The 15,324-nt window shown below is 36.4% G+C and carries 15 protein-coding genes; all 15 read left to right on the forward strand.

The features are described from left to right. Positions 1-10 precede the first annotated feature (10 nt). Positions 11-1,087 carry a 3-dehydroquinate synthase gene (gene aroB, locus C7N65_RS01825; protein WP_105992759.1) on the forward strand — a complete coding sequence of 359 codons (1,077 nt, stop codon included), beginning with the start codon at positions 11-13 and terminating at the stop codon, positions 1,085-1,087. Between the two features lie 10 nt (positions 1,088-1,097). Beyond that, positions 1,098-2,396 carry a 3-phosphoshikimate 1-carboxyvinyltransferase gene (gene aroA / locus C7N65_RS01830; RefSeq protein ID WP_105992760.1) on the forward strand — a complete coding sequence of 433 codons (1,299 nt, stop codon included), beginning with the start codon at positions 1,098-1,100 and terminating at the stop codon, positions 2,394-2,396. A 4-nt stretch (positions 2,397-2,400) separates the two neighbouring features. Beyond that, positions 2,401-3,648 carry a tetratricopeptide repeat protein gene (locus tag C7N65_RS01835; protein ID WP_105992761.1) on the forward strand — a complete coding sequence of 416 codons (1,248 nt, stop codon included), beginning with the start codon at positions 2,401-2,403 and terminating at the stop codon, positions 3,646-3,648. Positions 3,649-3,666: 18 nt separating this feature from the next. Next, on the forward strand, positions 3,667-4,224 hold the full coding sequence (locus C7N65_RS01840) for a YpiB family protein (protein WP_105992762.1): 558 nt from the start codon (positions 3,667-3,669) through the stop codon (positions 4,222-4,224). A gap of 5 nt (positions 4,225-4,229) precedes the next feature. After that, positions 4,230-4,844: a DUF1405 domain-containing protein gene (locus C7N65_RS01845; protein WP_199790640.1), complete on the forward strand. Its 615-nt coding sequence runs from the start codon at positions 4,230-4,232 to the stop codon at positions 4,842-4,844. Between the two features lie 41 nt (positions 4,845-4,885). Continuing rightward, the gene (locus C7N65_RS01850; protein ID WP_105993053.1) at positions 4,886-5,566 is read left to right on the forward strand and encodes a zinc metallopeptidase; all 681 of its coding nucleotides are present in this window, start codon (positions 4,886-4,888) and stop codon (positions 5,564-5,566) included. Positions 5,567-5,695: 129 nt separating this feature from the next. Continuing rightward, on the forward strand, positions 5,696-6,013 hold the full coding sequence (locus tag C7N65_RS01855; protein ID WP_105992764.1) for a nucleotide pyrophosphohydrolase: 318 nt from the start codon (positions 5,696-5,698) through the stop codon (positions 6,011-6,013). Positions 6,014-6,050: 37 nt separating this feature from the next. Then, positions 6,051-7,181 carry an N-acetyl-alpha-D-glucosaminyl L-malate synthase BshA gene (gene bshA, locus C7N65_RS01860; RefSeq protein ID WP_105992765.1) on the forward strand — a complete coding sequence of 377 codons (1,131 nt, stop codon included), beginning with the start codon at positions 6,051-6,053 and terminating at the stop codon, positions 7,179-7,181. Further along, a complete protein-coding gene (locus C7N65_RS01865; RefSeq protein WP_105992766.1) occupies positions 7,174-8,373 on the forward strand; it encodes a CCA tRNA nucleotidyltransferase in 1,200 nt (399 codons plus the stop codon). The genes bshA and C7N65_RS01865 overlap by 8 nt, the downstream gene beginning before the upstream one ends. After that, the gene (locus tag C7N65_RS01870; protein ID WP_105992767.1) at positions 8,366-9,337 is read left to right on the forward strand and encodes a biotin--[acetyl-CoA-carboxylase] ligase; all 972 of its coding nucleotides are present in this window, start codon (positions 8,366-8,368) and stop codon (positions 9,335-9,337) included. Before C7N65_RS01865 ends, C7N65_RS01870 begins: the two co-directional genes overlap by 8 nt. Positions 9,338-9,352: 15 nt before the next feature. Next, positions 9,353-12,043: a helicase C-terminal domain-containing protein gene (locus C7N65_RS01875; RefSeq protein ID WP_105992768.1), complete on the forward strand. Its 2,691-nt coding sequence runs from the start codon at positions 9,353-9,355 to the stop codon at positions 12,041-12,043. A 131-nt stretch (positions 12,044-12,174) separates the two neighbouring features. Beyond that, entirely contained in the window at positions 12,175-13,467 is a 1,293-nt protein-coding gene (gene asnS, locus C7N65_RS01880) for an asparagine--tRNA ligase (protein WP_105992769.1), read from the forward strand. Positions 13,468-13,568: 101 nt separating this feature from the next. Next, positions 13,569-14,246, forward strand: coding sequence for a DnaD domain-containing protein (locus C7N65_RS01885; RefSeq protein ID WP_105992770.1), 678 nt, complete (start codon positions 13,569-13,571; stop codon positions 14,244-14,246). Next, positions 14,246-14,914, forward strand: coding sequence for an endonuclease III (nth, locus tag C7N65_RS01890; protein WP_105992771.1), 669 nt, complete (start codon positions 14,246-14,248; stop codon positions 14,912-14,914). Before C7N65_RS01885 ends, nth begins: the two co-directional genes overlap by 1 nt. Positions 14,915-14,925: 11 nt before the next feature. Further along, positions 14,926-15,258: a YpoC family protein gene (locus C7N65_RS01895; protein WP_105992772.1), complete on the forward strand. Its 333-nt coding sequence runs from the start codon at positions 14,926-14,928 to the stop codon at positions 15,256-15,258. Positions 15,259-15,324 lie beyond the last annotated feature (66 nt).

Here is a 15,324-nt window from a genome sequence, read left to right on the forward strand (position 1 = left end):
GGTGATACGTATGCAACTAATGACAACTTATAAAGAGGATAATTATCCGATTATTATCCAACACAATGCATTAACAGAATTAAATCAATTTCTCACAAATTATCGCGATGTTGTATTTATTATCGATAAGAACGTAGAACAAGCGCATCCGAACAAATTAAATCAAGCACTTTCATCTATTGTGCCTGAACAAATTACACATGTCATTCGTATTGAAGGCAGCGAACAATCTAAATCCTTTGAAGTCTACCAAAGCGTTTTAGAACAGTTATTAGAAAAAGGAATTACGCGTAACACTTGTATCGTCGTAATAGGCGGCGGTGTTACTGGAGACTTTTCAGGTTTTGTGGCTGCGACATTATTACGCGGTGTTGATTTTATTCAAGTTCCAACGACAATTTTAGCGCATGATTCAAGTGTAGGCGGCAAAGTAGGGATTAATACACCGCAAGGTAAAAATCTAGTAGGAGCTTTTTATCGTCCTTCAGCAGTTATCTATGATTTAGACTTTCTCACATCCTTGCCTTATACCGAAATCACCAGCGGCTATGCTGAAGTCTATAAACATGCATTATTAAATGGACAAGCAGCGCTGGATGATATCGAATCAAATTTTCCTGACCGATCAAGCTTAGCAGCATTGCATCATTTAGATGACTTTTTGCTTAAAGGTATTGAAACTAAATTGAATATTGTTGTGGCTGATGAGCATGAACAAGGCAAACGCAAATTTTTAAATCTTGGCCATACGTTTGGACATGCGATTGAGTATCATGAGAAAATAGCACATGGTCATGCAGTGATGATAGGCATTTTATATCAATTCATTGTTTCAAATCTATTGCTTCATACAAATTACGATATCCAACACTTTAAAGATTATTTCAAACAATTGGATTATCCGTTGGAAGTCGTACAAAACGCTGACTTTGAGCCTTTATTAGAATTAATGTTAAAAGATAAAAAGAATGATAAAGACGGTATTCAAATGGTGTTATTGTCTTCTATCGGCAATCCGGTCGTACATCATGTTGATAACGCTGTGCTTGCTGAAGCCTTTACACAACTACAAAACATATTAAAGTGAGTGAAGATAAATGAGTAAAACCGAATTAATTAATGTACAAGGGCCTTTACGCGGTGAAATAGAAGTGCCGGGCGACAAATCCATGACTCATCGTGCGATTATGCTGAGTGCTTTAGCAGAAGGAAAATCAACAATTTATAAACCGCTTCTCGCTGAAGATTGCCTCCGCACCATTCACATCTTCCGCTTATTAGGCGTTCGATTTGAAATCAGCGACGATCAAGTCATCGTAGAATCACCCGGCTATCAAAACTTTACTACACCGCACCAAGCGCTTTATACAGGCAACTCAGGTACTACAACACGTCTGCTTGCCGGTTTGCTTTCCGGTTTAGGCATCGAAAGTGTACTTTCTGGGGATGCTTCTATCGGCAATCGTCCTATGAACCGAGTAATTGATCCACTGACTGAAATGGGTGCTGATATTCATGGTGTAGAAGGCAATTACACACCTTTAACTATTAAAAAAGGACAAATTAAAGGCATTCAATATAAGATGCCCGTTGCCAGTGCACAAGTGAAAAGCGCGATTTTATTTGCCAGCTTATTCTCTGATGAACCATCTGTTATTGAAGAAATCGGAATGACACGCAATCACACAGAAACTATGTTTGAGCATTACCATATTCCTATTAAAACTGAAGGTATGCACATTGAAACAATTCCTAATGCAATTCAAGACATTCAACCAGCAGATTTCAAAGTTCCAGGTGATATTTCATCTGCAGCGTTCTTTATCGTTGCGGCCTTAATTACTCCTGGTAGTGATGTTACAATTCATAATGTAGGTATGAATGAGACACGTTCTGGTATTATAGATGTCGTGAAAGCAATGGATGCAAATATTGAAATCTTTAACGAAAAGAACGGTGCTGAACCTACAGCATCACTGCGTGTACGCTATACACCTGATTTGAAACCGTTAAATATGGCTGATGCGTTAGTAACACGTGCGATTGATGAAATACCTATCATAGCATTGCTGTGTACACAAGCACAGGGTTCAAGCGTCATTAGAGATGCAGAAGAATTGAAATACAAAGAGACCGACCGTATTGAAACAACATCTAATGAATTAGGCTTACTTGGCTTTGAAGTACATCCGACAAATGATGGTTTTGTCATTCATCCGTCAACATTTGAACGACCTGCAGAAGTCAGTTCTTATACAGACCATCGTATCGGTATGACTTTAGCCATTGCTTCATTGTTAAGTGATGACACGATTTCAATTCATAACTTCGATGCAGTCAATACATCATTCCCAGAATTCTTGCCATTATTAAAATCAATTGCTCAGAAAGGATAATATTATGGAAGACACACAGAAATTAATTGATGATATTCATCTACAAAAGATAGATAACTTAGACAGCAGGGTAGAAAATGCAATTACCTCTGCTGACGATGATACTTTGTTCATGCTTGGAGAAACTCTGTATAATTATGGATTGACGCCGCAGGGCTTAGAAGTATTCAGGGCGTTGTATCATAAGTTTCCTAACGAACCAGAACTGTTGATTTACTTTATAGAAGGGCTCATTTCTGAAGATAAAACAGATGAGGCTTTAGAACATTTGAACCAAGCAGACTTAACAACAGAGCGTTTAATGTTAGAAGCAGATTTATATCAGCAAATTAATATGCTAGAAGTCGCAATCGATAAAGTACAAGAAGCTATCGAATTAGAACCTAATGATCCGGTGCTGCATTTCGCATTAGCCGAACTTATGTATTTTGACGGTCAATATTTACGTGCTTCTGCAGAGTACGAAACAGTACTTGAAACAGGAGAGTACATGGTCAACGGCGTTAACTTGTATGCACGCTTAGCAGACAGTGCATTGCAAAGCGGCAACTATGATGATGCCATTCAATTGTTCGATGAAATCCATGAACAAGATATGACGCCAGAAGATTATATGAAAAAAGCACTTGCTTATGAAAAAAACGATTTGATTCAAGAAGCAGTTAAAATCATGCGTGTGTTGATGGATAAAGACCCGGATTATATTCAAGGCTATTTCTACTTGCAACAGCTCTACTTGCAGCAAAGAGATTATAAATCAGCGATTGAAGTAGGGCATGAAGGTTTAAGATTGAACGAATTCTACAAAGAACTGATGCTGTCTACAGGTAAAATAGAAATCGATCAAGGTGATCAAGAACAAGGGGTACAATTAATGTTGAAAGCCCTTGAAATTGATAATTCTTACCAAGAACCGCTGATTGAACTCAGTAGTTTATACCGTACAAAAGATGATGCTGAATCTATTATCGGTTTATTAAAATATGCAAATGAAGATGACTTAGACCCAAGATTTATGTGGAACTTAGCTTATGCCATGGGTGAAGAAGAACGCGACAAAGAAGCACAGCATTTCTTCGACTTAGCTTATCCGACATTTGAAAATAATCCAGATTTCTTAGGAGACTATTATTTCTTCCTCATCGAAACTGGACAAGTTGAACAAGCTAAATCATTGCTGCCGAAATTAATGGAATTAGATCCTAATAATGATGAGTGGCAGCAAGAAGCTGAACGTTTACAATCCTTTTAAGACGTTGGTGAAAAGTACATGATAGACTTTGAAAGTTTGAATCTGAAAAAGAATAATTTAATAGATTACTTGTTATTCAACTATGCATTTAAATCAAGAATCAGTGTTTGGGTGCTGAACTTAATCAAGTCTGATATTCAGCGCCTTGAAAGTATTTATTTTGTAGATACACCTATCACCAGCCATGCAACTTTAGAAATTGCAGTGACAGAAAGTGATGAAATCGGCATTCAATTTACGCAAAACCAAAAACGTTTGTATAATACTAACGAAATTTTCCATGTAATCGCTTATGAACGGCCATCCTTTGATATCAAGATTCATTTGCCTAAAAGAGATGCCAGAATTGACGAAGTACTGCTTTCTCAACTGCTTTCATCACCTGACTATACATCGCATTTAAGCGACTTGTATGCAGTGACAATGACTCCGCAAGCAGAACTGTCGTTGATTAATCATTTACAAAATACGATTGATTTGAGTCTGCAGATCAATGACTCAGAATACTTTTACAGACTATCTCACTTATTAAATACGATTAAAACAAAGTCCTATAATTTTCCAACGAAGGAATGAATCTGATGAGTCTTTTACAATGGTGGAAATGGGCTGTTTATTCACGCACATTTCTTTTATTAGCTTTGGTATGTAATGCTTTAGGTACCTTTTACGGATACATATGGTATGGCAGCCAGCTTAGTGAGACATCTTGGCAATTCTTAATATTTGTCCCTGACAGTCCCACGGCTTCGCTCTTTTTGTGTTTTGCATTAGCGTTAATGCTCTTTAATAAAAATAATGCAATTATAGAAGCGCTTGCCTTTACAACACTTATTAAATACGGGGTCTGGGCTGTCATTATGAATTTGATATTATTTTATCAATATAATGAAGTCACAATCAGCGGGATGATGCTGCTGATTTCTCATGGTATTATGGCATTGCAAGCATTGTTATTTTACCCTAGGTTTAAAGTTACTTTACTAGGCGGTAGCGTTGCAATGGTATGGATTTTCCATAATGACTTGATTGACTATGTCTTTATGCAGTTTCCGTACTATCCCTTCATTGCTTCGCACTTAGAACTTGTAGCATATATTGCGTTCTTGTTAAGTATATTAAGTTTAATTTTATACTTTTATTTAAAGTCGTTAATACAGCACAAATTGTTTGACCAAAGTTTACGTTCTCAGTAAAATAATGTTATAAAGGAGTGAGAATTTTGTCTTTAGTAAGTATGATAATTTATTTTGCGATATTAATGATTTTACCGCTTTGGGCACAGCACAAAGTCAAATCAACTTATGAAAAGTATTCACAAGTTCGATCAACAAGCGGTAAAACAGGACGAGAAGTGGCTGAAGAAATATTACATGCCAATGGTATAAATGACGTTGAAGTTTTAGAAGGCGAAGGTTTCTTATCAGACCACTATGACCCATCTAAAAAAGTAATTCGTTTATCTCCTGCGAACTACAATCGTCCAAGTGTTGCTGGTACAGCCATCGCAGCACACGAAGTAGGACATGCGATTCAAGATGCTCAAGGTTATTTCTATTTAAGATTCAGACATGCTTTATTCCCATTAGCAAATATCGGCAGCAGCTTGTCTTATATTTTAATTATGGCAGGTATCGTTTTGACATCTATGCAGATGGCAATCGGTTCAACTGCATTATGGATCGGTATTTTCTTAATGGCATTCGCAGTCTTGTTCTCAATCATAACCTTGCCGGTAGAGTTTGACGCAAGTAAGAGAGCAATGAATAACATTAAAGATTTGAATATCGTTAACGACAAAGAATACAAACACGCACGAAAAGTGTTAAGTGCAGCCGCAATGACGTATGTAGCTTCTACAGCAGTTGCAGTTGCTGAACTATTAAGATTTATCTTAATTGCACGCTCTAGTGATTAATAAGCACTTATACAGTTTGAGGCCTTGCTGATTTCAGCAAGGCTTTTTAATTTTGCCGATTGCACTTAAAATGCATAATAAAAAAATATAAGATATACTAAGAGATAAGATGTAAGGAGATGAAAACGCATGAAAACAATGTTAGAAATGCAAAAAGAAGTAGATGCATACATAGGACAATTCAAAGTCGGTTATTTCTCGCCGCTTGCGAATTTAGCACGCCTTACTGAAGAAGTAGGCGAACTTGCACGAGAAATCAATCATGTGTATGGAGAAAAGAAAAAGAAATCAACAGAAGCCGAAAACACAATTAAAGCAGAACTCGGCGATAACCTTTTTGTTTTACTGTGTATCGCGAATTCATTAGATATCGATATGACAGAAAGCTTTAATGAAACAATGGCTAAATTTAATCATCGAGATAAAAATCGATTTGAACGTAAATAAAAAACAAAATAGAGAGATAAAGGAGAGTCGGTTTGAAATGAAGATAGGAATTACATGTTATCCTTCTATGGGAGGTTCGGGCGTTATTGCGACTGAACTTGGGATACTCCTTGCCGAAAGGGGACACGATGTCCACTTTATCACTTCAAACTTGCCATTTCGTATCAGAAAGCCGCTTCCAAACATAACTTTCCACCAAGTAGAAGTTAATCAATATGCTGTCTTTCAATACCCGCCGTATGATATCAGCTTAAGTACTAAAATTGCTTCTGTCATTAAAGAATATGACTTAGACATTTTGCATATGCACTATGCTGTACCGCATGCGATTTGCGGTATTTTAGGCCGTCAAATGTCTGGCAAAGACGTTAAAATTATGACGACATTGCATGGTACTGATATTACTGTATTAGGATATGACCATTCGCTTAAAGATGCGATTAAGTTCGGTATTGAAAATAGTGATGTTGTGACAAGTGTCAGTCAATCACTCGCAAATCAAACACAAGAAATCATCGGTACGAAAAAGGAAATCGTACCCATCTATAACTTTGTCAGAGAAATAGATTTTCCGACTCAGCGCAATGATGCTTTAAGAGAAGTTTACGGTATCAGCCCTGATGAGAAAGTATTGATTCATGTTTCTAACTTTAGACAAGTGAAACGTATTGATACTATCGTTGAAACATTTAAAAAGGTACATGATCAAATACCATCGAAATTATTGCTTTTAGGCGATGGTCCTGAATTGATGGAGATGAAACGACTTGTGAGAAAGCTAGACATTGAAGCTGATGTATTGTTCTTAGGCAAACAGGAATTTGTCAATCAGTTTTATCAAATGTCAGACTTGGTGCTGCTGCTCAGCGAAAAAGAAAGTTTTGGTTTGACTTTGCTTGAAGCAATGAAAACCGGCGTTGTGCCTATCGGTTCAACAGCAGGCGGTATAAAAGAAGTGATTAAACACGAAGAAACAGGCTTTATTGTCGATATCGGAGATAGCGACAAAGCTAGCGAATATGCGATTGAGTTACTGACTAATGATGCATTATATCAACGCTTGCGTACACAGATGCTGGAAGATATCGCAGAGCGTTTCAATTCAGACCATATCGCAGATCAATATGAATACTACTATAAGCAGATGTTAGAGGGAAAACATGAATAAAGATTTATTTTTAAAAGCAGCGCCTATTTTAAATCAAATACAGAGTCACGGTTATGAAGCCTATTATATCGGAGGTTCAGTCAGAGATTATTTGATGGGCCGTCCTATCCATGATATCGATATTACTACCAGTGCGGATCCAGATGAAATCGAAACTATTTTTGAACATACGATACCGATTGGGAAAGAACACGGCACGATTAATGTGGTATTCAATCATGAAAATTATGAAGTAACAACTTATCGAGCTGAAGGCGAATATAAAGACCATCGACGCCCGGACGAAGTCTTTTTTGTCCGTGATTTATATAAAGATGTAGAACGCAGAGACTTTACGATGAATGCGATTGCGATGGATACTGATTTTACAATCAGAGATTATTTCGGCGGCTATGAAGATATTCAAAAGCAGCGTATTGTCACTGTTGGTGAAGCAAATGAACGCTTTAATGAAGATGCACTGCGTATCTTGCGCGGATTGCGGTTCAAATCTCAATTAGGCTTTGAAATTGAAGCACACACGTATGAAGCGATGAAAAACAAAATGCCGGATACACGTTATCTATCTATTGAACGTATCATCGTCGAGCTTGTTAAGTTGTTAGAAGGTAAAGATGCGGCTGAAGTGTATCCAATGTTGCTGGCATTAGACTTTTTCAAATATGTGCCGTTTTTCAAAGACTATGATATGACACAAGTCGAGATTGATGGACCGTTGACTTTAGAATTGTTAATAGCCGTCTTATTATTCAAACAGCCAGAAGTAAACGGTGCACTGGCAAAGCTGAAAATCAGCAACGACCGCAAGAAACAAATTCAGCGTTATGTACAGCTCTTTGAACAGTTAGGTACACTTAATGACAAAAAACAATTACGTGTACTTGTGTATGATTATGGTTTGTCGATTTTATCTTATATACTAACCATGCAAGCTACATTAGAGAAGAATGATATTCAATTAAGCCATCCGCTGATATTTAATCAAAAAACGGTAGAAGCAATCTACGAAAATCTTCCGATATATCAAAGAAGCGATATAGCAATAAATGGTAAAATTATTTTAGAAACATTAAATCGTAAAGGCGGTCCATGGTTAAAAGAAGCACTCAGAGCGATAGAATGTGCCATTATTAATAATGAACTGTCCAATGAACAAAGCGAAATCATAAAATGGGTGAAAACAAATGTCTAAATACAGTCAAGATGTTGTAAAAATATTATATGATCATCAACCTGAATATATTTCCGGGCAAATGATCGCAGAACAGCTGCAGATTTCTCGAACTGCAGTCAAAAAAATTATTGATCAGCTTAAAGCAGAAGGTTGTGTCATCAATTCAGTCAACCATAGAGGGCGTCAGTTAGAACAACTGGCAGACACTTGGTATCCTGGTATTGTAGAACAAATTGTGGATGAACAAGGCTTTTTTAAGAAAACATTAGTTTTCGATACCATCGATTCAACACAACTAGCAGCAAAACAAGAGCTTGTAGGCAATCAAGATTCGATAATTGTGTTAAGCAATGAACAAACTAAAGGCCGCGGCCGTTTCAACCGCTTCTGGGATTCAGAAAGAGGAAAAGGGCTATGGATGAGTGCAGTTTTTCGTCCGAATGTACCTTTCTCTTTAATTACGACTTTTAATTTGTTTATGGCCTTAGCGATAAGAGAAAGTATTCAACCTTTTTCAAACGACAAAGTTGAAATCAAATGGCCTAACGACATTTATATCGGCAGTAAAAAGGTCTGCGGTTTCTTAACAGAAATGTCTGCGAACAGTGATGGTATTGAAGCTGTTATTTGTGGAATAGGTATTAATATGAACCAAAAAGCAGATGAGTTTCCAGAAGAAATTGCACATCGTGCGACAAGTATTTTGAACCATGCGGATCAAAAAATTGATCGTTATCAGTTTTTAGACACGTTGCTTGTCAATATGAAAAAACGCTATCTACAATTTCTGACAGTACCATTTGAAGACATCAGAGAAGAATACAGAGCACATTCAAACATTTGGCATCGTACTTTGAAGTTTACAGAGAATGACGAAATGTTTACCGGTCAAGCATTGGATATTGATAAAGACGGCTTTTTGCAAGTCGTTGATGAAGAGGGCAAACCACACCGCTTAATGAGTGCTGATATTGATTTATAGGAAGGAGGCGATAAAGTGAGTCAAACCAATTATGCAGTGGTAGATTTAGAAACAACCGGCAACCAAAAAGATTATGATGAAATCATCCAAATCGGTATTACCTTTGTAAGAAACTTTGAAATTGTAGGTTCCTACCACTCTTTAATTAAAACAGACTTAGAAATTCCGCCTTTCATACAGGCACTGACTTCTATTGAAGATACCATGCTTACACAAGCACCATATTTTCATGAAATAGCAGATGAAATCTATGATGTTTTGAAAGACTGTGTCTTTGTCGCACATAACGTAGCCTTTGATTTGAACTTTTTAAAAAATGCATTCAGAAAATGCAATATCACTTATCACCCTAGAAAAGCCATTGATACTGTCGAATTATTCAAAGTGGCTTTTCCGACAGATAAAAGCTACCAATTAAGCGAACTTGCTGAAAATCACGGTATACCTTTAAATAATGCACACCGTGCTGATGAAGATGCTGCAACTACTGCAAAATTGATGATTAAAGCTTTCAATGTGCTCTACAGTCTTCCGACAGATACATTGAAACAACTGTATTACTTAAGCAAGGACTTAAAATATCAACTGCATGATGTCACTTTTGAAATGGTACGCAACCGAAAAGACGAAGGACTAGATAAAGAGTTTGCGCAGTTCGAGCAGATTATTTACAGAAAACAGGTTGATTTCAAAGCACCGCAAATAGATTTTGAAGGATCAACAAAAGACTTTTATAAACAAGTCATTGATGCATTAGGTTTCACTTATCGACCGCAACAGCTCTATCTGACTGAAATTATATTAGAACAGTTGATGCACAATGAAAAAGCATTGATTGAAGCACCGCTCGGTTCAGGGAAATCCATTGCTTATTTAATTGCGGCGTTAATGTACAATATTGAAACCAAGCAGCATGTCATGATTTCAACAAATACAAAGCTGCTTCAAAATCAATTATTAGAACATGAAATCCCAACTCTTGAAAAAGTCTTAGGTTATCGTATCAATGCGGCAATCATTAAAAGCAAGAGAGATTACATTTCTCTTGGACTCATCAGTCAAATCTTAAAAGATGACACGCAAAATTATGACGTGACACTACTTAAAATGCAGCTGCTGATTTGGATTACTCAAACCGAAACCGGAGATATCCAAGAGCTGAATTTAAAAGGCGGACAGAAAATGTATTTAGAACAAAAAGCAGAGACTTATGTTCCGGTTCGTCATGATATTCATTACTATAATTTCTTAAAACGCAATGCTCAGAATATACAAATCGGTATTACTAACCATGCGCATCTTATTCATGCCTCTCAAGAAAATAGTATTTATCAGCTATTTGAGGATTGTATTATCGATGAAGCACATCGTCTGCCTGATTATGCCTTAGATCAAGTTACAAATGAATTAAGTTATTCAGATATCAAATATCAACTAGGTTTAATCGGTAAAACAGAAAACGAGAAACTGTTAAAAGCTGTAGACAACCTTGAACAAAAGCGTATTTTAGAAAAATTGGATATACCGCCGATTGATGTTTTCGGCTTGAAATCAGCTATGAATGATATTCATGAATTAAATGAAACGTTATTCACGACAATTTTTGATATTATTCATGATTCTACTATCCATGATGATGATAACCATAAAATCCATTTTGTGAATCAATTTGATAAAGGCCCGATTCTTAAGGATATACATCAGATTATTCATAAATTAAATTTAACGTTAGAATATTTCAACGGTATGAGCCATAAAACGATTAAATCGATTCGAAAGCATCTGCTTTATATCAACGATCATTTTCGTGCAATTGAACAGAGTCTGAAAGAAGATCATACATGTTTCTTGTCGATTAAAAACTTAGAACAAAAATCAACTATCACAATTTATGTGAAAGACTATAAAGTGAAAGACATTCTATCTCATCAAATCTTAGATAAATTTAATGCCTTAACCTTTATTTCAGGAACTTTAACCTTCAATGGTTCTTTTGAAGCCTATAAGAAATGGTTCAATCAAGATGCGGCATTTAATACGTATATCATTGATGAAGTAGTAGAAAATAATAATAAGGCAACTATCTTTATACCTAATGATGTTGAACCGTATCATTATCGCGATGTTGAAAAATACGAACATGCGATTGTCAGTTATATTACGGAATACGTCAATACTACACAGTCGAAGTGCTTGGTCTTATTTACCAGCTATAAAATGATGTATCATGTCCAGGAATTATTAAACGATCTGCCTGATTTTGAAGATTACATTATTTTATCTCAGCAGAATAACAGCCAAAATTATAAAATTGCACAGCAATTCAATAGCTTTGATAAAGCCATTCTGCTTGGTACTGGTACTTTCTTTGAAGGATTTGACTTCCAAGGCGAGGGCATCAAATGTGTCATGATTGCTAAGTTGCCGTTCATGAATCAAAACAATACTAAATATTGGTTAATGGATTCTGAATTTGTTTCTACGTTTAAGGATTATGTATTGCCTGATGCTGTTATCAGGTTCAGACAAGGACTCGGACGTCTCATTCGTAATGAAAAGGACAGAGGCATTATTGTGTCCTTTGATGATCGCTTAATTAAAAGCAATTACCAGCATTTCTTTATGCAGACGTTAAAAGCATTTAATCAGCAAATCGGCAACTTGCAGAAGTTCAATAAAATTTTAAAAAGATTAAAGACAGAATAGGGCGTATCAACTAGAACAAACCCCATTTATTTGATAAAATGTAAACGGGTTAAAAGTAAACAATCAACTCATGCATATGAGTAATGATGATGCGCTAATAAATGTCAAAAAGAAGTATAGGAGTTTGAATAATGAAGACTACAATTAAAGAAGCAAAGAACTACATTGGTCAAGAAGTCACTATCGGCGCTTGGCTTCAAAACAAACGTTCTAGCGGTAAAATTGCATTCTTGCAATTACGTGATGGAACAGGATTTATGCAAGGTGTTGTAGTGAAATCAGAAGTTGATGAAGACACATTCGCTACAGCTAAAAACCTTAATCAAGAATCATCTTTATATATTACTGGAACAATTACTGAAGATAACCGTTCAGATTTAGGTTATGAAATGCAAGTACAATCTATTGATGTAATTCAAGAAGCACATGATTATCCGATTACACCTAAAAATCACGGTACTGAATTCTTAATGGACCATCGTCATTTATGGCTGCGTTCTAAAAAGCAGCATGCGGTTATGCAAATCCGTAATGAAATTATCCGTTCAACTTATGAATTCTTCCATGATAGCGGATTCGTTAAAATCGATCCTCCGATCTTAACAGCAAGTGCACCAGAAGGCACAAGCGAGCTTTTCCATACTAAATACTTTGATGAAGATGCATTCTTATCACAAAGTGGTCAATTATACTTAGAAGCTGCGGCTATGGCTTACGGCAAAGTTTTCTCATTCGGTCCAACATTCCGTGCAGAGAAATCTAAAACACGCCGTCATTTAATCGAGTTCTGGATGATTGAAGGCGAAATGGCGTTCTATAACCATGCGGACAGCCTAGAAGTACAAGAACAATACGTAACACACGTTGTTCAATCTGTACTTAAAAATTGCGAAATCGAACTTAAAACTTTAGGCAGAGATACTTCAAAACTTGAAAAAGTTAAAGCACCATTCCCAAGAATTTCATATGATGATGCGATTGAATATCTTAAAGAACAAGGTTTCGATGATATCGAATGGGGCGAAGATTTCGGTGCACCGCACGAAACAGCAATCGCCAACCATTATGATTTACCAGTATTTATCACAAATTACCCTACAAAAATCAAACCATTCTATATGCAGCCGAACCCAGAAAACGAAGACACAGTATTATGTGCAGACTTAATTGCGCCTGAAGGTTACGGCGAAATTATCGGCGGATCTGAACGTATTAATGACTTAGAGTTATTAGAATCTCGCATTGATGAACATGGTTTAGATAGAGAAAGCTATAACTATTATTTAGACTTGCGTCGTTATGGCTCTGTACCGCACAGCGGATTCGGTTTAGGCTTAGAAAGAACAGTGGCTTGGATTTCTGGTGTAGAACACGTCAGAGAAACAGCACCATTCCCACGTTTGCTTAACCGTTTATATCCATAAAACTTATGCATTTCAATAAACAATAAATGAGGTCCAGTCATATGCATACAGTATGACTGGACCCTTTCAATAGGTACGTACAAAAAGAAGGGGTGTTCACTTTGAATATAGAATTACTGCGCAAACGCCCAGTCGTTATAAGAAGGGAACTGCTGGATCATTATGTTGAGATGGGTCTGTCTGAAAGCGACCTTGTCATCTTAATCAAATTGATTTATGAATATGAACATTCAAATAAACAACCGTCTATTGAATACTTAAGCAAAGGTACAACGCTCAAAGAACGCGAAGTAACTTCGGTTATCCAGCGTTTGATTCAATTGAATATGTTAGATTTAACTGTTCAAAAAGATGAAGAGGGGCGTTTTGCGGAATTTATGAATTTAGATGGATTTTATCAAGCATTCAGCGATGTATTGAAATCGCAAGAAGCAAAGAAAGAAGAACTGACTGACCAAGAAGCTTTCAAAACATTATTCAATATGATTGAAAATGCATTCGGACGTCCGCTCTCTCCAATAGAAATCGATACACTAAATCAATGGATAGATGTCGATCATCATGAAATATCTGTGATCCAAGCTGCAGTGAATGAAGCTTTAAGCCAAGAAAAAATGAGTTTCAAATACATTGATCGCATTTTATTGAATTGGAAGAAAAACAATGTCAAAACTGTGGAAGATTCTAAAAAGATCAGCAGTCAATATCATACCCCTCAAATGAAACATACTGTTAAGAAGATACCTAAATTCGATTGGTTAAATCAGGAGGATTCATAATGTTAAGCAAGAAAAAAGCATTGGCTATGATAGATGTGATTGATGACATGTTTCCAGATGCGGAAATAGAATTGAAACATGATAATGCCTTTGAGCTTACAATTGCTGTACTGCTGTCTGCACAATGTACAGACGTCCTAGTCAATAAAGTCACAAAACACTTATTCCAAAAATATAAAACACCGCAAGATTATCTGGATGTCAGTTTAGAAGAACTAGAACAAGATATCCGTTCTATCGGTCTTTATAGAAATAAAGCCAAAAACATCAAAAAGCTCAGCCAATCGTTATTAGATAAATTTGATGGCCAGATTCCAAATAACCGCGCTGATTTAGAAAGTTTGGCAGGCGTAGGACGAAAAACTGCTAACGTTGTTTTGAGTGTCGCATTCGGTGTACCTGCACTTGCTGTCGATACCCATGTTGAACGTGTCTCAAAAAGATTAGGGATTTGCCGCTGGAAAGACAGTGTTAAAGAAGTAGAGGAAAGACTTTGTTCAGTCATTCCTAAAGATCGATGGAATAAAAGCCATCATCAGCTGATTTTCTTCGGTCGCTATCACTGCCTTGCAAGAGCACCTAAATGTGATGTCTGTCCATTGTTTGATGATTGCAGAGAAGGACAAAAGCGCTACCGCGAAAAATTAAGAAAAGAAGCAAAAGCATAGGGAGTGATATTGTGATAACAAAAGCTGATTTCGAAGCATTAGAAGTACAAATTGATGCCTTAGCAAAAAACAAGCAGCTCACTTCAGATGAAGGCAAAGCACTGCTTGATCAATATTTAGCTTTAATCGAACGTTACTTTTGCGACATCAACAATATAGATACTATTGCATTTGATAAACTCGATAATTATGCCATTGTGCCTATTAACTTTAAAGAACGCTTCGATTATATCCATCAACGCAAACATCATTTTATGGGTTATCGCCAAATGAAAACATTAGTCAGCGAATTGATTAAAATGAATGCGGCTTATAAAGCAAGACAATCTCATCAAAAGCGATAGAATTGAATTAATCATAAAGAAAGCCTCCAACGATTATTATAGGTTGGAGCTTTCTTTATATAAAAA

It is taken from the genome of Staphylococcus simulans, assembly GCF_002994445.1.
Classification (GTDB): Bacteria; Bacillota; Bacilli; order Staphylococcales; family Staphylococcaceae; genus Staphylococcus; species Staphylococcus simulans_B.